Origin of the sequence: Arthrobacter sp. LAPM80, from assembly GCF_046736435.1 — a bacterium.
Lineage (GTDB): Bacteria > Actinomycetota > Actinomycetes > Actinomycetales > Micrococcaceae > Specibacter.
On the sequence record NZ_JBCHVD010000021.1, the window covers coordinates 12,869 to 36,780 of the forward strand.

General features: G+C 62.1%; 23 protein-coding genes and 2 pseudogenes. 15 read left to right on the plus strand and 10 right to left on the minus strand.

Annotated elements, in window-relative coordinates; translation table 11 throughout:
* Window positions 1–37: 37 nt before the first annotated feature.
* From AAGW05_RS16130 to AAGW05_RS16145, 4 genes are all read left to right on the plus strand, one after another.
* Window positions 38–892 (plus strand): NAD-dependent epimerase/dehydratase family protein, encoded by an 855-nt coding sequence (locus AAGW05_RS16130; protein ID WP_411805577.1) that lies wholly within the window; start codon window positions 38–40, stop codon window positions 890–892.
* 50 nt (window positions 893–942) lie between these two features.
* On the plus strand, window positions 943–1,974 hold the full coding sequence (locus AAGW05_RS16135) for an aldo/keto reductase (protein ID WP_411805578.1): 1,032 nt from the start codon (window positions 943–945) through the stop codon (window positions 1,972–1,974).
* A 129-nt stretch (window positions 1,975–2,103) separates the two neighbouring features.
* Window positions 2,104–2,481: a YciI family protein gene (locus tag AAGW05_RS16140; protein WP_411805579.1), complete on the plus strand. Its 378-nt coding sequence runs from the start codon at window positions 2,104–2,106 to the stop codon at window positions 2,479–2,481.
* Complete coding sequence (locus AAGW05_RS16145) at window positions 2,478–3,149, plus strand: DUF6596 domain-containing protein (RefSeq protein WP_411805580.1); 672 nt, start codon at window positions 2,478–2,480, stop codon at window positions 3,147–3,149. The genes AAGW05_RS16140 and AAGW05_RS16145 overlap by 4 nt, the downstream gene beginning before the upstream one ends.
* A gap of 665 nt (window positions 3,150–3,814) precedes the next feature.
* Here AAGW05_RS16145 and AAGW05_RS16150 read toward each other — a convergent pair.
* From AAGW05_RS16150 to AAGW05_RS16160, 3 genes are all read right to left on the minus strand, one after another.
* Window positions 3,815–3,988 (minus strand): hypothetical protein, encoded by a 174-nt coding sequence (locus tag AAGW05_RS16150; RefSeq protein WP_411805581.1) that lies wholly within the window; start codon window positions 3,986–3,988, stop codon window positions 3,815–3,817.
* Between the two features lie 147 nt (window positions 3,989–4,135).
* Window positions 4,136–5,557: a mycothione reductase gene (locus AAGW05_RS16155; protein ID WP_411805582.1), complete on the minus strand. Its 1,422-nt coding sequence runs from the start codon at window positions 5,555–5,557 to the stop codon at window positions 4,136–4,138.
* A gap of 27 nt (window positions 5,558–5,584) precedes the next feature.
* Window positions 5,585–6,280, minus strand: coding sequence for a TetR/AcrR family transcriptional regulator (locus AAGW05_RS16160; RefSeq protein ID WP_411805583.1), 696 nt, complete (start codon window positions 6,278–6,280; stop codon window positions 5,585–5,587).
* Between the two features lie 477 nt (window positions 6,281–6,757).
* Here AAGW05_RS16160 and AAGW05_RS16165 point away from each other — a divergent pair, with 477 nt between their 5' ends.
* The 3 genes from AAGW05_RS16165 to AAGW05_RS16175 all read left to right on the plus strand — a co-directional run bounded on the left by AAGW05_RS16165 (window position 6,758) and on the right by AAGW05_RS16175 (window position 8,406).
* On the plus strand, window positions 6,758–6,889 hold the full coding sequence (locus AAGW05_RS16165; protein WP_411805584.1) for a hypothetical protein: 132 nt from the start codon (window positions 6,758–6,760) through the stop codon (window positions 6,887–6,889).
* Between the two features lie 103 nt (window positions 6,890–6,992).
* Complete coding sequence (locus AAGW05_RS16170) at window positions 6,993–7,823, plus strand: SDR family NAD(P)-dependent oxidoreductase (RefSeq protein WP_411805585.1); 831 nt, start codon at window positions 6,993–6,995, stop codon at window positions 7,821–7,823.
* A gap of 412 nt (window positions 7,824–8,235) precedes the next feature.
* Window positions 8,236–8,406: a hypothetical protein gene (locus AAGW05_RS16175; protein ID WP_411805586.1), complete on the plus strand. Its 171-nt coding sequence runs from the start codon at window positions 8,236–8,238 to the stop codon at window positions 8,404–8,406.
* A gap of 270 nt (window positions 8,407–8,676) precedes the next feature.
* Here AAGW05_RS16175 and AAGW05_RS16180 read toward each other — a convergent pair whose 3' ends face one another.
* On the minus strand, window positions 8,677–10,884 hold the full coding sequence (locus AAGW05_RS16180) for an AAA family ATPase (protein WP_411805587.1): 2,208 nt from the start codon (window positions 10,882–10,884) through the stop codon (window positions 8,677–8,679).
* Window positions 10,827–12,197 (minus strand): 3' terminal RNA ribose 2'-O-methyltransferase Hen1, encoded by a 1,371-nt coding sequence (locus tag AAGW05_RS16185; protein WP_411805588.1) that lies wholly within the window; start codon window positions 12,195–12,197, stop codon window positions 10,827–10,829. Before AAGW05_RS16185 ends, AAGW05_RS16180 begins: the two co-directional genes overlap by 58 nt.
* Here AAGW05_RS16185 and AAGW05_RS16190 point away from each other — a divergent pair.
* Window positions 12,127–12,864, plus strand: coding sequence for an alpha/beta hydrolase family protein (locus AAGW05_RS16190; protein WP_411805589.1), 738 nt, complete (start codon window positions 12,127–12,129; stop codon window positions 12,862–12,864). The two genes, AAGW05_RS16185 and AAGW05_RS16190, sit on opposite strands and share 71 nt — an antisense overlap.
* Window positions 12,865–12,895: 31 nt before the next feature.
* Here AAGW05_RS16190 and AAGW05_RS16195 read toward each other — a convergent pair whose 3' ends face one another.
* From AAGW05_RS16195 to AAGW05_RS16215, 5 genes and pseudogenes are all read right to left on the minus strand, one after another.
* Window positions 12,896–13,720 carry a PaaX family transcriptional regulator C-terminal domain-containing protein gene (locus AAGW05_RS16195; protein WP_411805590.1) on the minus strand — a complete coding sequence of 275 codons (825 nt, stop codon included), beginning with the start codon at window positions 13,718–13,720 and terminating at the stop codon, window positions 12,896–12,898.
* Window positions 13,721–13,737: 17 nt separating this feature from the next.
* A pseudogene (locus AAGW05_RS16200) lies at window positions 13,738–14,977 on the minus strand (kynureninase).
* A 36-nt stretch (window positions 14,978–15,013) separates the two neighbouring features.
* Window positions 15,014–15,883, minus strand: coding sequence for a tryptophan 2,3-dioxygenase (gene kynA, locus AAGW05_RS16205; RefSeq protein WP_411805591.1), 870 nt, complete (start codon window positions 15,881–15,883; stop codon window positions 15,014–15,016).
* Between the two features lie 271 nt (window positions 15,884–16,154).
* The gene (locus AAGW05_RS16210) at window positions 16,155–16,826 is read right to left on the minus strand and encodes a VOC family protein (RefSeq protein WP_411805592.1); all 672 of its coding nucleotides are present in this window, start codon (window positions 16,824–16,826) and stop codon (window positions 16,155–16,157) included.
* Between the two features lie 902 nt (window positions 16,827–17,728).
* A pseudogene (locus AAGW05_RS16215) lies at window positions 17,729–17,896 on the minus strand (mycothione reductase); the annotation flags it as partial.
* A 588-nt stretch (window positions 17,897–18,484) separates the two neighbouring features.
* Here AAGW05_RS16215 and AAGW05_RS16220 point away from each other — a divergent pair.
* The 7 genes from AAGW05_RS16220 to AAGW05_RS16250 all read left to right on the plus strand — a co-directional run bounded on the left by AAGW05_RS16220 (window position 18,485) and on the right by AAGW05_RS16250 (window position 23,897).
* Entirely contained in the window at window positions 18,485–19,060 is a 576-nt protein-coding gene (locus tag AAGW05_RS16220) for an antibiotic biosynthesis monooxygenase (RefSeq protein WP_411805593.1), read from the plus strand.
* A gap of 815 nt (window positions 19,061–19,875) precedes the next feature.
* The gene (locus tag AAGW05_RS16225; protein WP_411805594.1) at window positions 19,876–20,193 is read left to right on the plus strand and encodes an IS3 family transposase; all 318 of its coding nucleotides are present in this window, start codon (window positions 19,876–19,878) and stop codon (window positions 20,191–20,193) included.
* 95 nt (window positions 20,194–20,288) lie between these two features.
* The gene (locus AAGW05_RS16230) at window positions 20,289–20,591 is read left to right on the plus strand and encodes an urease subunit gamma (RefSeq protein WP_411805595.1); all 303 of its coding nucleotides are present in this window, start codon (window positions 20,289–20,291) and stop codon (window positions 20,589–20,591) included.
* 37 nt (window positions 20,592–20,628) lie between these two features.
* The gene (locus tag AAGW05_RS16235; protein WP_411805596.1) at window positions 20,629–20,994 is read left to right on the plus strand and encodes an urease subunit beta; all 366 of its coding nucleotides are present in this window, start codon (window positions 20,629–20,631) and stop codon (window positions 20,992–20,994) included.
* A complete protein-coding gene (ureC, locus tag AAGW05_RS16240; RefSeq protein WP_411805597.1) occupies window positions 20,991–22,703 on the plus strand; it encodes an urease subunit alpha in 1,713 nt (570 codons plus the stop codon). Before AAGW05_RS16235 ends, ureC begins: the two co-directional genes overlap by 4 nt.
* Before the next feature lie 11 nt (window positions 22,704–22,714).
* Window positions 22,715–23,209 carry an urease accessory protein UreE gene (gene ureE, locus AAGW05_RS16245; RefSeq protein ID WP_411805598.1) on the plus strand — a complete coding sequence of 165 codons (495 nt, stop codon included), beginning with the start codon at window positions 22,715–22,717 and terminating at the stop codon, window positions 23,207–23,209.
* Window positions 23,190–23,897: an urease accessory protein UreF gene (locus AAGW05_RS16250; protein ID WP_411805599.1), complete on the plus strand. Its 708-nt coding sequence runs from the start codon at window positions 23,190–23,192 to the stop codon at window positions 23,895–23,897. The genes ureE and AAGW05_RS16250 overlap by 20 nt, the downstream gene beginning before the upstream one ends.
* The last annotated feature ends 15 nt before the right edge of the window (window positions 23,898–23,912 follow it).

A 23,912-nucleotide genomic window follows, 5' to 3' on the forward strand; every position in this document is an offset into this window, starting at 1 on the left:
GGCTGGATTGACGACCAGACCACGAGTAGGAGTTCGGATGAAGATTGCAGTGACAGGCGGCAGCGGAAAATTGGGACGGCATGTAGTGCGCAGGCTCACCGCCGACGGGCACCAGGTGCTGAACCTTGACCGGGCCGGTGAGCGCGGGCCGGGACTGGTCCTCGTGGACCTGCGGAACTACGGACAGGTGCTTGATGCCCTCCTTGGTGTGGACGACAGGCACGGCGGGTTCGACGCCGTCGTGCACCTGGGTGCCATTCCGGCACCGGGCCTGCTGCCGGACGCCGCGACGTTCGAGAACAACATGCTCTCCACCTACAACGTGTTCCAGGCAGCCCGGCGGGCCGGAATCAAGAAACTTGTGTATGCCTCCAGTGAGACGGTGCTGGGACTTCCGTTCGACCTCGACCCTCCCTATCTGCCCGTCGATGAGGAATACCCGGCCCGGCCCGAGAGCACCTACTCGCTCGTGAAGCACCTCGAGGAGCAGATGGCACGGGAGCTGGTGCGGTGGGATCCACTACTGGACATCACGGCGCTGCGCTTCTCCAATGTCATGGACGTGGAGGACTACGCGGCGTTCCCGTCCTTCGACTCCGATGCCATGGCGCGCAAATGGAACCTGTGGGGCTACATTGACGGCAGGGACGGGGCGCAGGCTGTGGCCCGTGCCCTTGAAAATGCCACCCCCGGCTTCGAGGCCTTCATCATCGCCAACGCCGACACCGTCATGTCCCGTTCAAGCGCAGGCCTGGCCGCCGAGGTGTTCCCGACCGTAGAAGTGCGCAAGGAACTGGGCGAGCACGAGACCCTGCTCTCCATCGACAAGGCCAGGCGCCTGTTGGGGTTCGAACCCGAACACAGCTGGCGGGCCCAGCTGAACCAGGGCTAGCCGGCCCCGCACCTGTCAGGGCCCTGCCACATCAAGGAATGAGGAATGCCATGCAGTATCGCACCTTGGGCACCAGCGGCGCTGTTGTCTCCAACTACGCCCTCGGCACCATGACGTTTGGGGCCGAGGCCAACAGGGACACGTCCCACGCCATCCTCGACAACTATGTGGCAGCCGGCGGCAACTTCATCGACACGGCCGATGTCTACAGCGCTGGAGTCTCGGAGGAGATCATCGGTCGATGGCTGGCCGCACGGCCCGGGGCTAGGGACAAGGTGGTGTTGGCCACCAAGGCCCGGTTCCCGATGGGCCCGTCCCCGAACGACGTCGGCACGTCCCGCAGGCATCTGACCCGGGCCCTGGATGATTCGTTGCGCCGCTTGAAGGTCGAGCAGATCGACCTCTACCAGATGCATGCCTGGGACCCGATCACTCCCATTGAGGAGACGCTGCGCTTTTTGGAAGATGCTGTCACCTTGGGCAAGATCGGCTACTACGGATTCTCCAACTTCCTCGGCTGGCACCTGACCAAGGCCGTGCATCTGGCACGGGCCCACGGCTGGAACACCCCGGTCACCTTGCAGCCCCAATACAGCCTGCTGGTCCGCGGGATCGAGGCCGAAATTGTCCCCGCCGCACTGGATGCCGGAATGGGACTGTTGCCGTGGTCCCCGCTGGCTGGAGGCTGGCTGAGCGGCAAATACAAACGGGATGAGGTGCCCACCGGCGCCACGAGGCTGGGTGAGAACCCCACCCGCGGCATGGAAGCCTGGCAGCAGCGCAACGACAACCCCCAGACCTGGGAGGTGCTGGAGGTTGTGCAGGAGGTCGCCGCAGCCCACGGCGCCTCGGCATCGCAGGTTTCGCTTGCCTGGCTTGCGGGACGCACGGCCGTCACATCGGTGATCCTTGGAGCCCGCACCACGCAACAGCTCGAGGACAATCTGGCGGCCGCGGACCTGGAACTCTCCGACGATGAAGTCCAGCGGCTGACGGCGGCCAGCGAGCCACGCCTTGACGCCTACCCCTACGGCCTGATGGCCCGCCACCAGATCAGCCGCAGAATCGAAGGGGGCAGGTAAGGGCAGGGGAACTGTCGATCCCGGCGCAGGTCAATCGTCATCACTGTGCAGGACCCCGGCGCACAAGCACCGTCAGGCAGACCGCCGTCGTCCCTGGGGCGGCACACAGGCACTGAAGGAGAATTGATCATGCGTTACACACTTCTTTTGCACTATCCCGAAATGGATGGCGCCTCGATTGGCCCGCAGGCCATGGCCGATGGGCAGCGTGCCTTTAGCAGCTACGCGGCAACACTGCAGAAGGCGGGTGTCCTGGTGGGGGCCGAGATGCTCCAGCCTTCATCTTCAAGCACGACGCTGACGATGTCCGGTGGCGCCCTGCACGTGCAGGACGGTCCGTTTGCCGACACCAAGGAACAGCTGGGCGGCACCTTCGTCATTGATGTGCCCGACCTCGAGGCCGCCATCGGGTGGGCCGGGCAGGCTCCGGCCATCGGATGGGGTGCCGTGGAGGTCCGGCCTGGCGCCACCTTTACCGTCGACGGCGTCTGGACGCCAAATACATGACGACCGTGGAGGCGCGGGCGGCCGCCGAGCGGATTGCCAGCGCCTCCCACGGGCGGCTGGTGGCGCTCACCACGTGGCCAATTGACGGGGTGCCCGAGGGGAGCCCTGACGCACTGGATTTCGACACCATTGGCGACAAGCGGCTTGAGCTGCTGTTTGTCTGCGCCCACCCTGCTGTCCGCACCCCGTTGATGCTGCAAACGGTCCTTGGCTTCGACGCATCCCGGATTGGGGCGGCCTTCGCCGTGCTAGAGGCGGTGTACGGCTGCCACACCATTGCGTGGCAGGAGTCCGGACCTCAGGATTTCGGGATGCAGCAGCAGCGCATCCCCGGCGACCTCCGCGGCGAGGCGCCGTACCTGGCTGTGACACTGTCAGGGATGCTGCGGACCGAGCCTGAGGCGTGGGGCCTTGCAGCATTGATCACGCTTGCACTTGCCCGTGCGCCGGCAAGCAGTGCCACGGACGGCGCCCCGCTCGAGGAGCAGGTCACCGGGGCGTTTTCAGCTCGAGGCCGCCATCCAGGCGGTGCACTGCACCAGGGCCCGCACCGGTTCAACCGACTGGGGCGCGCTGCGGACACTGTCTGCCGCACTGATCGCCGTGGCCCCCAGCCTGGGCGCACAGGTGGCGCAGGCGGCCGCGTAGATGAGCGGCGTGTCGACTAATTCTTGTTTCCTGCCATGTTGCGATGGTGCCGGTTCCGACCGGCGCCATCGCAACACGAGCTAGACGTACACGTCTCGTTGAGTGGCCGTGAGACTTACATACTTAACCAGATACGCGTTGGTGGCCGCTTTACCAAAAATGTTCCATCCAGACTTCCCACATGTGATGTTTCCAGCGATGGTGAAAAGCTGCGCAGTACCGGGGACCGTGAAAGTCTGTGTAGACCCCGCCACAGGATAGGGGTTCTTCGATGAAGAAGGCACGACGCCGAGCTGTATGGACTTGACCCCTCCGCCATAGCCCCAAGGACAGTTGCTGCTGCTGACATGCACGGTTAGCAAATGGCTGCCTGCGGCCTGTGCGGGGAGGACTGACCCTGCGAGGATCAACCCAACCACTCCTGCGGAGGTGGCTGCGGTACGGATAACGGAGCGTTTGAGTTTGAACATGAGACTCCTAATGCCGAAAACGGGACGGAAACCATGGGTTTCCGCCACAACCGGTTTTATCCCCTGCGGCATTCCGTGGCAGGGGCATGGCTCGGAATGCGTTACTAGCATCTAGGAATATCTGGGAAAAACAAAGAGTATTGGGTACTCGTTTATTTTCGAACCTTACCGATATGAGGATGGCTTACGCTATCTGGGGTAGCGTCCGAAGATGCTCAGCCGTTGCGCCGTCCAAAGTTTCGCCATCGGCGAGCACCGCCGGGAGCTGGTTGCTCAGGCCTTGTTCCCTCGATCATCCGCAATGCCATACGGAAATCTTCCGCGCGCTCATTGGCGAATGCCGCAAGCTGTTGTTCCAGTTCGGCAATGCGCTGGACATGGTTGCTCATGGGTTGCTCAGTGGACATGCTCACCGGGATCTCTGGATAGCTCTGGGGTCAGGCGAGCCGAAACGCCGGCTGCCGGGCTTGCCCCGCTGGAGGCCATGGCCGGTGCCGCGCCGCGCTGGGCCCTGACGCCGTAGAGTCGGGCCGGGCTCAGCCGCCGGGGCGTGGTTCGGGCAGGCCAAGCAGCGCATTTTCGACCAGCTCGGACAGGGCCGGGTGGATCCAGTACTGGTTCTTTGCCACGTCATGGGCGCTCTGACCGAAGTGCATGGCCTGGATCAGCGGCTGGATGACCGTTGCCGCCTCCGGGCCGATCACATGGGCACCCAGCAGCAGACCCGTGGCAGGGTCGGCCAGCACCTTCAGGAAGTGGCCGCTGTCCTCACGCGCCCAGCCCGCCGCAATGTCGGCATACTTTTGCACCTTCACGGCGTGGGGGATCCCGGCCCTGACCGCGTGTGCTTCAGTTATTCCCACCGATGCGATTTGCGGGTCCGTGAACACCGCGGCCGGCACAAAACGGTGGTCGGAGCTGATGGGTGCCTCAGGGTGCAACAGATTGTGCCTGACAACCTTAGCCTCGTGATTTGCCACGTGCTTGAGCTGAAAGTGTGAGGAGATGTCGCCGAGTGCGTAAATGCCATCGGCCGCCGTGCGCTGGAACCCGTCAACCACCACCCTGTCGTGGCCGTCAAGGCCCACCCCCGTCAATTCCACGTCCAACCCCGCCCCGTTGGGCCTGCGGCCAGTGGCCACCAGCAGCACCTCGGCCCGCAGAGTGTGCGGCCCGAGGGGCCCGTGCACTTCAATGTCGACGCCGTTGGCCGAGTCCGCCACGGATGCCACGGTGGTCTCGAACAGGACCGTATAGCGTGCCGAGGCCTCCTTCGTGAATTGGGCGGAGACATCGGCGTCCTGGGACTTGAGCAGCCGTTTCCCGCGGGCGATCTGAGTGACGTGCACGCCAAAGGAGGAAAACACATGCGCGAATTCAGCGGCGATGTACCCGCCGCCCAGGATGACGATGCTCGCCGGCAGTGCTTCAAGGCGCATGATCGTATCCGAGGTGTGAAAGGTCGCCATGCCGGCCCTGTCAGGACCCGCAACGAGGCCCGGAATGTCCGGGACCACTGCATGGGATCCTGCGGCAAGGACAAACCTGCCGGCAGTCACCTCGGCGGTGCCGCCGTCGTGCAGGTCAACGTGCAGGGCCTTGTGTCCGGTGAACCGCCCCCGCCCCGCGAAGACTGTGATGTTGGGGCACTGCGGACCCTCGCGGTACTTTCTGCCACCGGCCTCGATGGCGTCGATGCGGGCGAAGATCCTGTCCCTGATGCCCGGCCAGTCCACGGAGTTGAGCTGCGCGTCGATGCCCAGCGCCCGCCCGTGCCGTGCGGCGTCAGCCAGTTCGGCCGGGTGGACGTACATTTTCGTGGGGATGCAGCCGACGTTCAGGCAGGTGCCGCCGAACAGGCCGTCCTCCACGATGGCAATGTTCCAGTGGTCGAATTCCGGGCCGGGGATGGAGTTGCCCGAGCCCGTGCCGATGATGACGAGGTCGAAGTGGACCATGGTTCTGCTTTCGTTCGCGGTCGGTGCTCAGCTAGATGCCGCGGGGAAACCTGTCAAAAGCCGGGGAAGAAGTTGCCAGACCCCTTCATGGAGGGAGGCGACGGCGTCCTCGTTTCCGGCGTTCAGGCTCAGGATGGCCTGCTGGAACAGGCCGTCGACGAGCGCGTACACGGTGTGTTTGGACAGCGCCACGTCGGTATCAAGGAATCGGGCGTAGGTGGTGACGATGCGCCAGACCATCCGTTCAAGGCTGTCATCCACCTCGGCGACATCGGCCTTGAAGTCCTTGTCAAACATGCCTTGGTTGCGCAGGTCGTACCAAAGCCGGTGCATGGCCGTATCGTCCCGGGCAGACGCGGCAAGGGCTGCAGCAAAGGCCAACCTGACCTGTTCGGCCGTTGTCGCGCCCGAGGTGATCTCGTCATAGTGGCTGATGCAGGCCGCCTTGTACTCGCGCACGCAGTACGTGATCAGGTCAACCTTGTCGCGGAAGTAGTAATGAAAGACGCCGTGTGCGAATCCAGACTTTTGGGCAATTTCGCGCAGGCTGGTGTGCGCATATCCAAAGTCGGAGAGCGTGGCCAGTGCCGCAGCGGCAAGCTCGGCCCGTCGCGCAGAGAATTTGTCCACAGCCCAGCCTTTGGACCCCACGGCGGCATCCATCGCCCGCCCGTCCGGTGAATCAGTTGTGTTCAGTGCCCCAAATGCCGTTCGATTGGCCACGACAGCCTCCCCTCTATCGCCACTATAGCCCCGAAGCCACCTCACCCTGTGGCGTGTGACACGTTCGGGTCGGGCATGTCACCTTGTAAGTTTTATACAAGTGGCCAAAAAACTCTTGACGGTGTCCCATGGCCGTCCTATGGCGATCGGAGGGACCGATAGCCGGCGCGGCAAGGGCGGTGCATGGATCGGTACATCAAACTCAAGGGGGAGTTTTAGATGAGCCAATTTGACCTGACAGGCCGCGAGTCGCTGGTGGCAGGCGGGGCCAAAAACCAGCTTTGTGCACCTGGATGTCACCGATGAAGCGAGCTGGGATGAAACAATGCCCCAAGTGATGGACGCACTGGGCGGACTGGACATCCTGGTGAACATCGCCTCCGACGCAGCCGGATTCATCACCGAGACCGGCTCATCATTGAGTGCCTGAGCGAATTCAGCGTCCCCTTCATCGCAGCGGGGCGCGACGGCGAGCGTGTGAAGGAGGTGGTTGAGAAGGTGCCGGGCTTCGAGACGGCCCAGTCCGACGTCGTCCAGGTCGAGTACACCGTCGAGGCCGCGCTCGCGGCCGGTGCGCATTACCTTGACACCACGGGGGAGCTGGACTGAATCATGCACCGTGCGCAGGGAGGGGGACATTGCACATGGGTGCGCTAACGTAAACGAAACCGGAACAATGGCCGGGGAAATGTTCACTTTTGGGAGTAACGCAATGGAGCCACGCACCATCGTCATCACCGGTGCCAGCAGTGGGATTGGTGAGGCCGCGGCGCGAACGCTGGCCCAGACAGGCGACACCATCGTCGTCGTTGGGCGGTCGGTGCAGCGAACCCAGGCTGTTGCCGACGACATTGGCGCCGATCATTTTATTGCCGATTTTTCCCGGCTTGACCAAGTGGCGGAACTGGCAGTGGCCCTCAAGGACAAGTACCCAAGAATCGACGTTCTGGTCAACAATGCCGGTGGCATCATGGCAGGCCGTGAACTCACCGTGGACGGCCATGAGAAAACGTTTCAGGTGAACCACCTGGCACCCTTTCTCCTGACACGCCTCCTTGAAGACACACTGCTCGCCAGCGCAGCCAAGGTGATCAGCACCTCCAGCGTGGCTCATGCTTTGTTCGGAAAGCTGGACATTGCCGACCTTGAGTTGACCAAAAAGTACTCATCCAGCCGTGCCTACGGTAACGCCAAGCTGGCCAACATCCTTTTCACCCGCGAATTGCACCGCCGCTTCAACGAACAGGGACTCAGTTCAGCAGCCTTCCACCCGGGCGGGGTGGCGACGAACTTTTCGGCAGGATCCAAAAGCCCCCTGCGCTTCATGTACGGCAGCGGTTTCCGCACTTACATGCTCACCCCTGCACAGGGTGCGCAAACCCTGGTCTGGCTGGCCATCGGTGAACCCGGCCTGGACTGGCGTTCAGGCGAATACTTTGCCAAATCCAAACCGGCCAGGACCAGCCGGGCGGCCAAGGACGGCATTCTGGCCAGGCAGCTGTGGGAGGAGAGCGCGAACATGGTGGCGGCCTGGTTGCCATGAGCGAACGCTGGATTTTTCGAGGGCGCATCGCAGGGATCGGCAGCCAGTCTGGGCTTCGCGCGGTGGTGGGGATCTGGGACGAGTCCCCTTACGGGGCCTTCGCCGACGCCATGGTGGAATTGCCGGCGGGCAGGCGGCTCCTTGTGGCCCCCCGGCAGGAAATCGCCAACTTCATCCAAGCCACCTATTCCTTCGACGAGGTGCTGCTAGCACCGGTAAGCACTCATTGGGGGCGGTCCGCCGGCGGGGGTGAGATCCTCACGGTCGACGCCGGGCCACTGCGGATGGGTGCAAGCGTCGGCAGGCGCACCAGGCTGGGCCGGCTTCTGGCCTTGGTGCCCCGGGCCATGGCGGCGTCAGAAAAGCTGGAACAGCCGCTCCGGGCAGACGAGAATTTTACGGTGTCACCGGATTGCGCAGCGTTCCTGCCAGCCCCACCCTCGCCACGGTACAGACCACCATTGTCGCCGAAAGAATTGCCGCATGGGCCTACTCGATCAGACACCTGGCCGGAACCGGCGTCGTCGGTGTCCTGGTCAATGGCGACGGCCGGAAGACCACCGTGGCCATCACAAAACGGTAACACCACTTCACGGGACGTCACCGCCCCTGCTGTTGCCGCGCCGGTCAAACACCGCACCTACGGCGACCGCCTGTAATCGCTTTGGCTGTGGCAAGTGGCTTGAACCACTCGGAGTGGTGGCGGTCATCCCGGAAGCAACAGCCGCCTTGAGTGCTCTCGCCATCAGCCTGTCGGCGGGTTCGCGGTTTCATCATTGGAACGGCCAGCACAGAGACATGGGCGAAAAATTCGACGTGTGCACGCCAGCCTGAATGGGCACGCCTGTCCCGACTACAACCGGGGATCCAGGGGTTCTGATTCGAGAGCGAGGACTCCGAAAACCATCTGGTGTATCTTCCAAAGTGGTGCTCCCGCGGATGTCAGCCGCAAGGCTTCAAGACCCAAAATGTACTCCTGTAGGGCACGGTTGCGTTTCTTGTCCGTGGCACGCTGGCGCAGGCGTTCGAGGTTGGCTTCCTCCAAGTAGTCCGGGCCATAAATCAACCGCAAATACTCCCGTCCGCGTACCTTGATGCCTGGTTGCACCCAGCCTCGCTTCGACTTGGTAAGGTTCTGCCACGGCTTGACCACCATCCCTTCGGAACCAGTAGCCGTTGCCTCTTCCCACCAGCGCACCGCAGCGAGCCTGTCGCTGATCTCCAAGTGCCATCCGTGGTTCCGGGTCTCAAAGCTCTGTCCCTCGGCAGCCATCACTTGAAAAGCAGCGACACGCAAGTCCTCGGCCGAACCTACATAGCGCCGATAGGATTCCCGGAACGCCTTGGCATTCGAGTTGCGCGCACGGGTACGAGAGAGCAAGTCGTGGACGTCAATGCCGGTGCGGGTAGTGCTTTCCAAGATTGCGACGGCGGCATCGGTCGCCGCAATCGCTGCAGCGCCCACCGAGGCATATGTGTCTTTGATCAGCGGCTCAGCCTTCAGTGACCATGGCATCAACTCGCCATCGAGAATCAGCCAGTCGCTGCCCATCTCGTCCCACAGCCCGGCGCGGGTATGCAGTGCACCCAGCCAGCCTTCAGGGGCGTCGAATCGTCCGGGATTTTGTGACAGGAGCATCACCGCGCGGGAACCCATGTGCTTCTCCTCGCAGATGAGCTGCGTGACACCCTGCCGCCTGAAGTAGCCAAATGCTTCGTCCGGGTGCTCCAAGTAACCGGCCTGGGAGGACGATTCGGCCGGAGACATGGTTGGCGGCAAATAGCACAGCCACCGCGGGTCGATGGCGTACCGGCTCATGGCTTCCAAGGCGCCAGCGGCCTGGGTCTCGCTTATTCGAACCGTTCCCAGACCCTCGGACCTCAAATGAAGCGGACCGGTGACGTCCTCCATGGACAGAACACCGGGCTTGCGCTCCGGACCGCGCGGGGACTCCAGCGGCCTTCCCGGTTCGCAATACTTCTTCAACGCCTTGACCTGGATGACCTCACGTTCGGGACAGCGCATGGCACTGAGTGCACCGCCAAAGACACAGCCGGTATCCAAGCATGCGGTTTTATTGATCCACGCCACCTCCGTGACCGGGGTGTGCCCGTAGAGCACCATCGCGTCCCCGCGATACTCATTGGCCCAAGGGTGGCGCACCGGCAGGCCGTATTCATCAATTTCTCCGCTCACCTGCCCGTAGAGGGCAAAGGCACGCACCCGTTTGGAGGCCCGGCCATGGTATTGCTGGATCAGCCCCGCGTGGGCGATCACCAGATTGCCGTCATCCAGTACCAGGGCATCCAGCTCGTGGGTCAGGGCAACCTTGCGCCCACGCAACGCACGGACCAGCTTTTCCTCATGGTTGCCAGGCACACACAACGCATGGCGATTTCCGACCATGCCCATGGCCAGCCGCAGAACACCGGCAGAGTCAGGACCGCGGTCCACCAGGTCGCCCACAAAAATAACCCGACGACTTTCGGGATGGATGGCATCAGTGGCAGGACCAGCTTCATCACTGGCCACTGTGTAGCCCAGTTCCTCAAGCAACAGCAACAGTTCATCCAGGCAGCCGTGGACGTCCCCAATCAGGTCGAACGGCCCGTGCTCGTCGCGGAAATCATTGAGCAGATTGTGCCGGCGGATTGTCGCGTCGTCGACTTCCTCCTGCGAGGACAACACATGCACCCGCAAGAAACCCTCCCGCCGCATTCCACGCAGGGACTTGCTCAGCTGCCGGTGCTGGCGGGCAATCACCGTCGGGGCGACGTCCCTGGTCCCACGCTCTTCATTGCGTTCCGGGCATAGCTCCAGGGGCACATTCAGCACGATTGCCGAAACCAACACGTCCTGTGACCTCGCCACGTCCACTAAGCTCTGCCGGGCGGAGGGCTGCACATTCGTGGCATCCACGACTGTCAGCAGCCCGGCTTCCAAATGCTTGGTGGCCACGAAATTCAAAGCCTCAAAAGCCGCCGGCGTCACGGACTGGTCAGTCATGTCATTGCCGACCCGCAGCACCAGCCCGACTTGCGGGATCTGAATCTCGCGCATGCTGCCGCCTTTCGGAAAATTGCCATCTGAGTGGGCGCTCCGGCGCTCACCGACGCTTCACCCACGGGGCGGTATTCGACGCCGTAGCCCTGGCGTTCCGCGACCGCCTCCGCCCATTGGGCAAACTCGGCCCGCGTCCATTCGAACCGGTGGTCATCATGCCGCAGGCTTCCCTCAGCCAATGCCAGATACAAGTGGTTGTACTCAGCGTTCGGGGTCGTCACGATCACGGTGGGCGGTGCGGCCCCGGCAAAGATCGAATCCTCCAGCGCGGAAAGCCTGCTTGGTTCGATATGTTCAATGACCTCCATTAGGACCATCGCATCAAAACCTTCAATCCGTTCGTCCCGGTACAGTACGGAGCTGTGCAGCAAACCGATCCGGGCCTTGTCGGTGTCAGCGAGCTCGTCCAGGTTCATGGCGCGGGCTGCTTGTTCCAGCGGATGAGCCGATACATCTGTGCCGAGGATCCGTGTGAAAAACCTATCCTCCTGCATCCGGCGTAACAACGCACCTGACCCCGAACCAACATCCACCACCTGATGGGCGCCGCAATCCTTGAGCGCCGTCATGACCGCCTCCGCACGCTGCACGCGCAACGGCTGCGCTGGCGCACCAGTGGAGGGGGACGGCGCCGTGGTGTTCTCTGCGGGCACATAGGTTTCTCCTGCAATTCGTGCATCCGCCACAGCCACCAGGTCCTGCTGGTGGGCGAGATACCGGTGGGAGATCAAGCCACGCTCGGGATGCCCTGGCAGCCACCCCTCGCCTTGGCGCACCAATTTCTTGGACTCATCCTCGGTGACCCAATAGTGCTTGCTGTCATCCAATACCGGAAGCAGGACATAAAGCTGGCGCAGGGCTGCGTGCAATGGCACCATCCCGGTGAGCACCAGACTGCTGTAACGCGAGTCATCCCATAAGTGGTAGTCCGGGTCCAAGGGGATGGGCCGCTGCTCGATTGTCCAGCCCAAGGGTGCGAACAACCGTTGCGCCAGATCGTGCCCGTCACGGCCGCGGGCTCGAGGGTGATGGCGATCAGCAATGTCCCACCTTCCAGGGATCTGCACACGACAGGTTATCCACCAGGCATTGTGAACCACGTTACTGCAGGGAGGTCCTGGGGCGGCTCCGACCCGGCACCTCACGCAGGGGACCACTGCATTGTGCAGGATTCTTCCTTCATCCAGCATGCCCATTGCTCCGAGCGTGTAGTGAGAGGGCCTTCGGTAGTGTGAGTGCATGGGAAACACATCGCCGACGATCGTTGAGCCGGACATAGTGAGGTATGGGGCATCGGGCCCACAGTTCATTGAGCTTTGGGCGCCCCAAGTTCAACCCCCGAGAGGCTACGCCATCCTGATCCATGGCGGGTACTGGCGGGCCATGTGGGATGTCACGCTCATGCACTCCCTCGCCGAGGATCTGCTAGCCCGTGGCTGGGCCGTGGCCAATATCGAGTACCGGAGTGTAGGCAACGGCGGCGGCTGGCCTGCCACACTCGAGGACGTATTGGCTGGCATCCAGTGCGCCAAGGACGCGCGCCCGCAGTGGTGTGCCGCGGGCGCCGTCGTCAATGTGGGCCATTCCGTGGGTGGTCAGCTGGCGCTTCTGGCCGCCCACCATGCCGACGCCGTCGTGGCTCTGGCTCCGGTGACTGACGTGCGGCGTGTCGACGCCGAGGAGCTGGATGACAACGCAGCGCTCGGCTTCATGGGCGGACACTATGCTGATATGCCAGCCGCGTATGACTTGGCCTCACCGATCTGCCAGGTGCCCATTGACCGGCCGATGCTCGTCATTCAGGGGGATGCCGATGTTTGGGTTCCGGAGGGGCACTCGGAGGACTTTGTTGCCGCGGCACTGGCGGCTGGAGACGTCGTCGACTTCCGGAAGTCCCGGGGGTTGGATCATATGGGTGCGATAGACCCGGCGGCTCCGCATTGGGAAGGCGCAGTTCTTTGGATGGAACAGCGCTGACCAGCCCGGAGCGCCGTCGTCGAGTATTGAATCAAGCTCGGATTGAGCCAGAACCGACCATGGAACTGACGAAGGCCTTGCTGGCCAGGGCATGGGAATTGGTAATCCGCTGGAATATCGCGACGCCTTGGACACCTGGCCAGTCTGAGGGAAGGCAGTCGGCTGGCAACCCAGGGTCCAGATAGGGAATCATGCGCCAGCGATCAATCAAGTTCACATAGGTGGCAAACGTTCGAGGGTCGGCTCCCACCGCACCCGTGGGGACGTCCTCGTGAAACTTGATGAAGTCCAGGTACAGGGTGGCAACGGCACCAAGATCCCACCAGCCGGCGACCACATCGCACAGTTCTCCAACGACGTGCGGGCGCGAGGTGGTGAATAACACCGCCCGCCCGCGCATGCTCAAAGAGTCCAGGATCTCTTCGACCTCCGTGCGCAGATATTCCGGCGCCACCCACAAGCCCGGGGAGACCATCCCGCACCCGATCCAATGCAATTGACGGCGCAACTGGTGCCGGCGTTCGCGTTCGGACTCTGGCAGGGAAAAGGAGATAAGGCACCAGGGATCCTGCGCACCCATGGATCGCGGGGTATGGATGCGCCTGTCGCCACGCTCCAGCATTCGCGCCGCACGTGAATCCAGCTCATACCCGGCCATCCCACCACGCACCGCCGCAACCACCACACCCTTTTTCCGCAGCCGCGTCAAGGCAGTCCGTGTCAGGGTTGCTGGGACGTCCATGGCCTGCATCAGCTCGACCAGGGCATTGGATGCCATCCACCCCCCTGCCTCCCTCAGGTACAACCCGATGACTGTACGCAAAAGTGAAGTGGTGCTTCCGGGTCTGGAGTCCATGTCATCAAGAACCGCCGTCACTGCAGTGATACCAAGACATCCCGGATTGCCTCGATGCCCAGCTGCACCTCGGCAAAGCTTGTGCTCAGCGGTGAGAGGCCGATGCGCAGTCCACAGGGCGGGCGGAAGTCCGGAATTACTCCCTGCTCCCACAGCCGGGCCGTGACATCGGCGAACATCGGGTGGTTAAAGCTCACATGAGATCCGCGTTGCGAGGGATCGCGGGGACTGGCAATTTCCACGCCGAGCGGCTCCAGTTGCTCCTCCGCCAGGTGAAGGGCATGCTCGGTGAGTGCGATCGATTTCTCCCGAATGGCAGCCATGCCGACGTCGGCAATCAGCTCGGTCATGTCCTTGAGTGGCTGCATGGCCAGGATGGGTGGAGTGCCGGTAATGAACCGCCGCACGGTGGCAGCTGGCTCAAAGTGGGCTGACATCCCGAAAGGATCCGCCGCGCCCATCCAGCCCCAGATCGGTTGCCGCAGTCGGGAAATCAGCGAACTATTGATGTAGGCGAGCGCCGGTGCGCCGGGGCCGCCATTGAGGTACTTGTACGTGCAGCCCACGGCAAGGTCCACACCCCAGGCATCAAGTTCCAAGGGGACGGAGCCAATGGAATGGCTAAGATCCCACAGCATCAACCCGCCAGCATCCTTGACCAGACGCGTGATCGCCCGGGCGTCGGCCAGAAACCCGGAGCGGTAGGCAACATGGCTTAGCAGGACCACTGCAGTGCGGGGCCCGACGGCAGCGGCAACATTCGTGGGTGTGACGCCTGTCGTCGGATCCGGATCTATCCATACGATCTCCGCGCCGCGATCGGCGGCGATGCCCTCAACGATGAATCGATCGGTGGGGAAGTTGTCCCGGTCAAGGACGATCTGGTTGCGTCCGGGCTGTCCGTCCAGTCCCGCGCGCAGCAACTTATAGAGCAGTACGGACGTCGAATCTCCGATAAAAGGTCTGCCCCGGCGCCGCACCCAGCACAACTTCGCCAAGCCGGTTTCCGAGCACGGTGGGCTCGTCCATCCATTTCTTGTCCCACGACCTGATCAGACCGCTGCCCCAATCTCCCTGGACAAAGGCACCAAGACTGCCCGCTGTTGCGCGCAAGGGCCGCCCCAGTGAGTTTCCATCAAGATAGGCGACGACGGAGCCGTCCTCGGGTTCGACGAAGCGCTCGCGGTAGGGGGCCAGCTTGTCATTGTCATCAAGCTGTTTGCTGGTGGGAGGGGAAAGTTCCGTGCTTTTGGTCATCGGGGTGTCCTTCGTGAGGCGGGGCAGGGAGTGGGACTATTTTCCGATTTCAGTGCGGACCGCGAAAAGCTCGGGGAAAAACGTCAGGTCCAGGGCTCGCTTGAGGAAATCCACGCCGGAGGAGCCGCCAGTGCCGGCCTTGAAACCGATGGTCCGCTTGACGACGCTCATGTGGCGGAACCGCCATGCTTGGAAGTTGTCTTCAAGGTCCACCAGATCCTCACAGGCTTGGTAGAAGCTCCACTGGGTCGTGTCCGACTCGTAGATTTCCTTGAACACCGGCACCAGCGATTCGTGGATGACCCACGCTTCACTGACGTCCCGCTCAAGGATGCTGATCGGGATGGCATATCCGGCACGGGCCAGTGCGTGCAGGAATGCGTCGTAGACGGTGGGCTCATTCAAGAGTGTGGAGAGTAGTTTGTGAGCTTGCGGATCGGATTCAAAGACCGTGAGCATGCCGCGGTGCTTGTTGCCCAGGATGAACTCAACAGCCCTGTATTGGAAGGACTGGAAGCCGGAGGAGGAACCGAGGGCTCCGCGGAATTGAGCGTACTCACGTGGGGTCAAGGTGGCCAGTACCGACCACTGCTCGGTGAGAGTCTTTTGGATGTGTTTGACCCGCGCAAGGCACTTCAATGCTTTGCCGATGTCGTCCTTGTCCATCAAGCGGCGGCACTCGTTTAGCTCGTGGAGGACAAGTTTGAGCCAGAGTTCGCTGGTCTGGTGCTGAATGATGAAGAGCATTTCATCGTGGTGCTCAGGGGAGCTCACAGGGTGCTGCGACGAGAGCAGGCGATCCAGATCCAGGTAGCTTCCGTAGGACATGGCGCTGTGGAAGTCAGTGCGCACTGTGCTTTCAATTTCGCGGACACCGGGGGGAGTTTCTGCGTGGGGGCAGCTCATGCAGCTACTGTATCAATATATTGACGGACGTCACAAGGATGAAAGTGCCAATGTGGGTGGGTCGTGGGGAAGCGCGGATGAAGGCGACAGCGGCATATCCAGTTGGACGATCTCTCCCGGCGCAACCATCATCACAGTCAGGAACGTAGCTTCCAGGCGGTGCGGGAAGGGGCGTGTGCCGGGACGACGATGCCGCTCGGCGGTCTCTTCCTGATCGACGTGCATGGTCGAGCTGGCAGAGACCCTGGATCTCGACCAGCGGGCGGTCTCGCTATTCGCTGACTATCGAGATTCTCGCGTTGAGTTGTACCTGCGAATTCACCGCCGGTGATTCGATGAGAACTGTGAGGGGTCCGCGAGCAGGTTCAGAGGACTTGGTGGGGAACCAGACCCGGTTCTGGTGTACAAGGATCAGGAGGCCATCATCGCTGCCCATTGATGCGAAGCTCCTGGAGAGATCATGGAAATGGGGGATGCCCAATTCCCGAGTGAGCGTTGCTGCGGTGTCCAATACGTCGTCGACGCCAAAGCCGACTTCACTGATGGAGAGAATTCGCGGGGTGTCGCCCTTGCCGGACATCGTGGACGCGTCAGCCGCACGTGAAATGAGTTCCAGGATGATGCCTTCGGGGCCCAGGAAATACAACGAGCGGGATTTCCAGTCGTCCGAACCGCGGATGATCTCTGAGCCATCCGCCGTCAGCAGGGGGACCCGGGCCGCCAGCCAGGCGTGTGCCAGTTCAAACTCGGACGGCAGGACTCCAAACGCGAGGTGGTGTACGCCCGCAAAGGTGTCGCCGGGGGACAACATCAGCCTGCTTGAACCAATGGTCACGGCCGCGCCTGCAGGGGTCAGCTCGACGGGCAGCAACAGTGTGTCACGGTAGAACTGCACGGCCTTCGCAAGGTCTTGGACTGTGATGGTGACGTTGAGGATTTTCATTTGTGCGTTGCCTTCAGTTTGAAATGGGTGCTGCAGGATGCCTTCGGACGTGGAAGATTCTTCCACCGAAAACTCCTGCAGGAAATAGGGCGGTCAGGATCCGCCGTGTGACCAAAGGCGTATGAATCCATCGAACTAGCTCCAGCCAACTGGAGGTCAAACGGGTGCCCTGCACCATGGGTAGTCGGCTCGAACTACACAGCCCACCCAGGGGTCTTGGCGTTGTGGCTGGTAGCCCTCCGGCAGCACGACGTCTGTGATTCCTACGGAATGGACATCAAAATACGGATGGGCGAATAGCGCCTTGATGCAGTCTGCGTCAGCGGCCACGAGAACGCTTCGAGCGTAGATGTCGTGCGCCACACACCATGCATGGCCTTGGCACAACCACTGCGCAGGTGCTGGAACCTCCAAGAAATACCCCATGGCCATTCTTCCCCTTAGGGCGTTCCAGCAGGACTTCGTCACCAAGAAAACGCTCGATCGACGGGAGCCCCCAGCAACAGCCCCGTGTTCGCGTACGCCTGCACCTTCACAGCAGGCGGGATGCCAGCCTTCACCCCGTGCCTCTCCGTCATGCCGACGGAGGCGATTTGCGGATCCGTAAATACGGTGGCTGCTACCAAACGGTGGTCGGAGCTGTTGGGAGCGCCGGGGTTCGCCACGTGCGTGAGCTGGACGCCACATGAAGAAAACACCTGCGCAAACTCCGCGGAATGTAACCCCCACCCAGGCTCACGATGCTTCCGGCAGGTCCGCTAAACGCATGATGGAGTCCGAGGTGTGCAAGGATTTGCTGGGCACGGTCGCCGCCGTCGTGCAGGTCAATGTGAAGGATTTTGCGCCCTGTGAACCGTCCCCCGGCGACAACTGTGATGTTGGGGCACTCCGGGCACTCGCGGTACGCGCGCCGGGTAGACGAACATTTTCGTCGGGATGCAGCCCACGTTCAGGCACGTGCCGCCGAACAGGGCGTCCTCGACGATGGCGATGTTCCAGTGGTCGAATTCCGGTCCAGGGAGGGAATTTCCCGATCCCGTGCCGTTGGTAACGAGGTCAAAGTGCTGCATGGTGGCGCACCTTCGCTAGCAGTTTCGATGCATGGGTGAAGGATCGCTGTTCGTGAAACCAGTGGTGAAGACCGAGCCACGTCGTCGGCCACGCCAGCGCACGTGGCTTCGCATTTCACGCCCTCATTCTCGCGAATTTCATCACATGAGGGCGTGATTTGCCGACTCGCGGAGGGCGGGGCGAATCCACTGGAGTGGACAGTGCGGTTAGTTCCGCAGGAGACGAGACTCGGACTTCTCTGGATCCGGAGCCCGAGCCTCAGGCTGGTCATCTCGCTCAAGAACGGAGCCACCCCCGGCTCCGCGGCCGAGCAGGAACCCCTAGAGACATTCGGTCCGCGGGTGCATGATGGAGGTAGGCGAACACCGCCGCGACTTAAGGAGCTGACCCGTCATGAACATGTGGGGACTGGTTGTTGTCATTGGCGTCATTGTTGTCGTGACCATCATCATGGGTTTGGTTGCCACCCACGGGCAGTACAAGAGGCCAAGCCACTAGGGCTGGTTTCGCAGGGCGTCGAGGGACTAAAGTCGCAACCACCGTCCACATGGTGGATGGCGGTTGCAATTTGGCCATAGAATAGGCCGGTGCCAAATTCCCAGCCCGTGACAGTATCCATCGCCCGTACAGTCCAGCCGGGCTACCACCGCCAATTTGCCGCGTGGGCGCATGCCGGCCAGGAGCTGGCCCGCGAATGGCCCGGATATCTGGGTTCAGGCTGGGTCAGGACGGCCCCGGAGTCGGATGAATGGCATGTGATGTACCGCTTTTCCTCTGCTGAAACGCTGCGCGACTGGGACGAGTCGCACGAGCGCAAATGGTGGATTGACAGCAGTGGCAGCCTCATGGAAATCACCCGGGTAGAGCACCGCACGGGCATTGAGGGCTGGTTCGACCAGCCCGGGGACGTGTCGATCACCGTGCCCGAAACAGTTGTCCCGCCGCGCTGGAAGCAGGCCGTGAGCATCTTCTTGCCGTTCTACCCGCTGAGCCTGCTGGCGAACTTCCTGCTTCACCCCGTCACTGGTTCTTGGCCGCTGGTTCTGACCGTGCTGCTCAATGTCTTCCTCCTGACGCCGATCATGACCTACCTCTTCCTGCCTTTGAGCACCCGGATCCTCCGCCCCTGGCTGCAGGCCCCGCGCAAACCCCGCTCATCCTAGGAAAGGGCCAGGACGGCTGACTAGCCCAGCAGCTCCCGCAGCCCACGGATTCCACCACGCCCAGTCGTGGCCACCGGTTTCGTTGGTCAGATGGATGTTGGCGCCTAGCGGTTCCAGATCATCGAGCCGCTTGGTTGAGGTTTGGTGGATGTCCGGCTCATAAATACCCGTCTGCAATCGCAACACCACCGGCCCAGGACCCGCGACAGCGGCCCGGCCCGGTCGCAGCGCCACAGCGCGGCAAGGCCGCCCTAGCTCGCGCCGGAGACAGTGGGCCCGCCTAGCTCGCTCAATTCCTGCCCCCTGTGGTTCCGCCCAGGAAATCGACCATGGCCACATGCAGGACTCCAGCCCTGACTGCGGCATCCAGGAACGACGTGAGATTGAGGTGCTTCGCCCACACTTGCCCGTCGTGGCGGATCAACAAGGGGGTCGCGCCGTTGGTCGATCTGTTTGAGGAAGGGTTTGGTTATCGCGCGGTATCCTCGATCCAGGGAGTCAGAGGGTCGGCAATCTGCAAGGAGGAGAGTCGGTTCAAGATTGGGGCTAGGGCAGCATCGGAAAACAAACCAACCAAGAAGGGGAAGTCCGTTGAGTCCCAGCGGGCGGTTGTTCGCCCGTATCTCGACGCGGAGGCGACGCGGCAGGGCCTTGCCCGGATGCCTCAGCTCAGTTCCTTGGACCTCTTGCGAGCATGGGCCCGCGCCCCAATGCCAAGGGCCGTCCTGATGCGCCGCGGCTGGCAGAAGCACCTCAGTGGCGCTGACGTGCTCCAATCCATGTCGCGCAAGGGAAATCGTCTAGATGGCTCGGGGATGGAACATTTCTTCGGGCTCCTTAAGGAAGAAATGTCCCACCGGCAAGAATTCACCGACACCGACGGGTTTCTGACCGAACTCGAAGACTATATCCACTGGTACGGCCACGACCGCATCCCGTTAACGCTGCACAGACTCGTAAACAGCCGGTCCACCGTCCGGGGAGCCGTTCATTTTTCATCCGTGGGGGCGTTTGTCGGGACCCGCAACGACCCGCCAGCCACGGGCATGGCCGGCGGCCGGGGAATTGCCGCCTTGTTCCCCCTGACCCCGGCCGATTCCGAGGCGTTCAACGAGGTCTTTTCACTCTGCTAATGTTGCCTTATTCCACGGTCCTCCCGGCAACTTCACTTGCCGGTCGCAGATAACGGGTGGACACTTGAATCCGTTAGTTCCTTGAGGAGGAATACATGCATTTGACGCCCCGTGAGCAAGAAAAACTCATGATCGTTGTCGCCGCCGATCTAGCCCGGCGCAGGCAGGCCCGCAACTTGAAACTCAACTATCCCGAAGCCGTCGCCATCCTGTCCTACGAACTCATTGAGGGGGCCCGTGACGGCCGGACCGTAGCCGACCTCATGAGCTGGGGGAGTACCATTCTTTCCCGCACCGACGTCATGGAGGGGGTGGTCGAGATGATTAAGGATGTCCAGATCGAGGCAACGTTCCCCGATGGCACCAAGCTCGTCACAGTGCACAACCCTATCCGCTGAAGCCACGGCCTGCAGAGGCGCCAAAGGAGCTAATCTCATGATTCCCGGGGAATATATTTTACGTTCGGACGCAGTGACCTGCAATGCGGGAAGTGAACCACGCCTGCTCAAGGTCACCAACCGAGGCGACCGACCCATCCAAGTCGGCTCTCATTACCACTTTGCCGAAACCAACGACGCCCTGGAATTTGACCGCGCTGCGGCTTATGGGCGGCGGCTGGACATACCGGCAGGAACCGCCGTCCGCTTTGAGCCCGGCGATGCCAAAACGGTGCACCTCATTGAGCTTTCCGGCGCCAGGGCCGTCTACGGCTTCCGGGATCACGTCAACGGACCACTTACAGCACCGGATGCACCGAAAGGTCCCCAGGACGCACAATCAGCAAAGGACGCCGCGAAATGAGCTTTGAGCTGAGTCGCAAGCAGTACTCGGACTTATACGGGCCCACCACCGGCGACGCCATCCGCCTCGCCGACACGGAACTGTTTGCCGAGATCGAAGCTGATCACACCAAATACGGTGAGGAAGTGGTGTACGGCGGCGGGAAGGTCATCCGCGATGGCATGGGCCAAAACGGCCAGCGCAGCCGTGACCAGGACATCCCCGACACTGTCATCACCAATGTGGTCGTCCTCGACTACACAGGCATCTACAAGGCCGACGTCGCCTTGCGCGACGGTCACATCTTCAAGATCGGCAAGGCCGGAAACCCTGATATTTCCGACGGCGTGAACATCACCATCGGCGTGGCCACGGACATCATTGCCGGCGAAGGGAAGATTCTCACCGCGGGCGGCATTGACACGCACGTGCACTTTGTCAGCCCCGACCAGATCCCGGTGGCTCTCTCCAGTGGCGTGACAACTCTCATCGGTGGCGGTTCCGGGCCATCCGAGGCCAGCAAAGCAACCACAGTGACGCCGGGTCCCTGGCATATCTCGCGCATGTTGCAGGCCGTTGACAACCTCCCCATCAATATCGGCTTCCTGGGCAAGGGCCACGCCAGTGCCCGCGAGCCGCTGGCCGAGCAAATCCGTGCCGGGGCGATCGGACTGAAGGTCCACGAGGACTGGGGTGCAACCCTGTCATCGATCGACATGTCACTGAAGATCGCCGACGAGTTCGACGTTCAGGTCGCCATCCACTCCGACACCCTGAACGAATTCGGATTCGTCGAGGACACCATCAAGGCCATTGGCGGCCGTGTCATCCACACCTTCCACACCGAAGGTGCCGGCGGCGGGCACGCCCCCGACATCATCAAGGTGGCAGGCCTGCCCAACGTGCTGCCGGCGTCGACCAACCCCACCCTGCCCTACACGATCAACACGATCGACGAGCACCTTGACATGCTCATGGTCTGCCACCACCTCAGCCCCGACATCCCCGAAGATGTGGCGTTTGCCGACTCCCGCATCCGCAAGGAAACCATCGCCGCCGAGGACGTCCTGCACGACATGGGCATCTTCTCCATCACCTCCTCCGACTCTCAGGCCATGGGCCGTGTGGGAGAGGTTATTCTGCGTACCTGGCAGGTGGCTGATGCCATGAAGCGTCAGCGTGGGAAGTACGACGACGACCCCGAGGTTGGCGACAATGCCCGCCTCAAGCGTTTCGTTGCGAAATACACGATCAACCCGGCCATCGCCCACGGCATCTCCGACTATGTTGGAAGTGTCGAGGAGGGTAAGTTTGCCGACCTGGTCCTGTGGGAACCGGCCTTCTTCGGTGTGAAACCGGAAATGGTCATCAAGGGCGGGCAGATGGTCATGTCCATCATGGGTGACCCCAACGGCTCCATCCCCACCCCGCAGCCGCGCACGTTCAGGCCCAACTTTGCCTCCATGGGCCGGGCCGTGCATTCCTCCTCCATCACGTTCCTGTCCCAGGCCGCCGTTGACGCCGGTGTTCCCGCCGAACTTGGCCTGCAGCACCAGGTGCGGGCCTGTCACGGCATCCGCAACCTGACCAAGGCGGACATGAAGCACAACGGCGAAACACCCGACATCCAGGTTGACCCCGAAACCTATGAGGTTCGTGTCGACGGCGAGATTGTCACGGCCGAACCCTCCAGCGTGCTGCCCATGGCGCAGCGCTACTTCCTTTTTTAACAGGAGAACCATTGATCATTGAAACAATTCTTGGCAACAAATTTGACCCCGCGACAGACACCTTTGACCCTGCAGCCCTGGAGAAGTTGCATGAAGAACGCGTAATCCTGCCCTCGGCCCTGCTGGTCAAGCGGATCCAACGTGTCACCACCGACCACGGCCGGGAGCTGGGCATCCGCCTGTCAGGCGATTCGGTTGCCGACCTGCGCGATGGCGACGTCCTGCATGTCGATGAAAAGGACGCCATTGTCATCAGTGTCGAACACAGCGACGTCCTGGTGATCGCACCCCGATCCATCAAGGACATGGGCGTTGTGGCGCACAACCTGGGCAACAGGCACATGCAGGCGCAGTTCTTTGACGGGGACAGCGACTACGGCGCCCAGGTCATGGTGCTTGCGTACGACCACACGGTGGAGGACTACCTCAAGCACGTTGGGGTCCCGTACTCACGGCAGGAACGTGTCATGCCCGTGCCCTTCCGCCATGCAGAACACACGCACTGAGGTGAGGAGCGCACCGAGTTACCTGCTGCCGCTGCTGCAGCTGAGCGATTCGGCCCTGCCCACCGGCGCGTTCAGCCACTCGCTGGGCCTGGAGACCCACCTGGACCAGGGGCTGGTCCATGACGAGGAGACCTTCGCCAACTGGCTGACCCAGTTCATCCGCATCCAGCTCGTGCACTCCGACGGGCTAGCCATCCGCTTCGCTTTTGAGGCACAAACACAGGCACAGCTTTTCCGCGTGGACAGGGAACTGCACGCGGCTGCCCTGCCCCGGGAAATCCGGGAAGCGGGGGTGAAGATGGGTGTGCGCATGCTTGACATCGCGGGTTCAGTGTTCCCCTGTGAGGAACTTGAAGGCTACGCTGAAGCTGTCAGGAACGGCGAGTGTGCCGGGCACCCGGCACTGGCCTTCGCCATCGCCGGAAAGAATCTGGGCGTGCCATTGGCCGAACTGCTGGGTACGTACCTGTTTTCAGCCGTCACCTCGCTGACGCAGAACGCGATCCGTGGCATCCCCCTGGGCCAAAGCGCCGGCCAGCGTGTCCTGCGTGCTGCCCACCAGGAGGTGGGTGACGGCGTCGTGCTGATCCAAACGCTGGGCCGCGAGGACTTCGGCGTCACTGCCCCCGGCCTGGAAATCGGCCAAATGCAGCATGAGCGCCAACGCGCGCGCATGTTCATGTCCTGACCAACAAAACTTAGA

Bases quoted from the DNA above. Each gene is read 5' to 3' on its own strand.
- AAGW05_RS16130 (WP_411805577.1), top strand. From the start codon at position 38: ATGAAGATTGCAGTGACAGGCGGCAGCGGAAAATTGGGACGGCATGTA.
- AAGW05_RS16135 (WP_411805578.1), top strand. From the start codon at position 943: ATGCAGTATCGCACCTTGGGCACCAGCGGCGCTGTTGTCTCCAACTAC.
- AAGW05_RS16140 (WP_411805579.1), top strand. From the start codon at position 2,104: ATGCGTTACACACTTCTTTTGCACTATCCCGAAATGGATGGCGCCTCG.
- AAGW05_RS16145 (WP_411805580.1), top strand. From the start codon at position 2,478: ATGACGACCGTGGAGGCGCGGGCGGCCGCCGAGCGGATTGCCAGCGCC.
- AAGW05_RS16150 (WP_411805581.1), bottom strand. From the start codon at position 3,988: ATGAGCAACCATGTCCAGCGCATTGCCGAACTGGAACAACAGCTTGCG.
- AAGW05_RS16155 (WP_411805582.1), bottom strand. From the start codon at position 5,557: ATGGTCCACTTCGACCTCGTCATCATCGGCACGGGCTCGGGCAACTCC.
- AAGW05_RS16170 (WP_411805585.1), top strand. From the start codon at position 6,993: ATGGAGCCACGCACCATCGTCATCACCGGTGCCAGCAGTGGGATTGGT.
- AAGW05_RS16180 (WP_411805587.1), bottom strand. From the start codon at position 10,884: ATGCGCGAGATTCAGATCCCGCAAGTCGGGCTGGTGCTGCGGGTCGGC.
- AAGW05_RS16190 (WP_411805589.1), top strand. From the start codon at position 12,127: ATGGGAAACACATCGCCGACGATCGTTGAGCCGGACATAGTGAGGTAT.
- AAGW05_RS16185 (WP_411805588.1), bottom strand. From the start codon at position 12,197: ATGAACTGTGGGCCCGATGCCCCATACCTCACTATGTCCGGCTCAACG.
- AAGW05_RS16195 (WP_411805590.1), bottom strand. From the start codon at position 13,720: ATGGACTCCAGACCCGGAAGCACCACTTCACTTTTGCGTACAGTCATC.
- kynA (WP_411805591.1), bottom strand. From the start codon at position 15,883: ATGAGCTGCCCCCACGCAGAAACTCCCCCCGGTGTCCGCGAAATTGAA.
- AAGW05_RS16210 (WP_411805592.1), bottom strand. From the start codon at position 16,826: ATGAAAATCCTCAACGTCACCATCACAGTCCAAGACCTTGCGAAGGCC.
- AAGW05_RS16225 (WP_411805594.1), top strand. From the start codon at position 19,876: ATGGAACATTTCTTCGGGCTCCTTAAGGAAGAAATGTCCCACCGGCAA.
- AAGW05_RS16230 (WP_411805595.1), top strand. From the start codon at position 20,289: ATGCATTTGACGCCCCGTGAGCAAGAAAAACTCATGATCGTTGTCGCC.
- AAGW05_RS16235 (WP_411805596.1), top strand. From the start codon at position 20,629: ATGATTCCCGGGGAATATATTTTACGTTCGGACGCAGTGACCTGCAAT.
- ureC (WP_411805597.1), top strand. From the start codon at position 20,991: ATGAGCTTTGAGCTGAGTCGCAAGCAGTACTCGGACTTATACGGGCCC.
- AAGW05_RS16250 (WP_411805599.1), top strand. From the start codon at position 23,190: ATGCAGAACACACGCACTGAGGTGAGGAGCGCACCGAGTTACCTGCTG.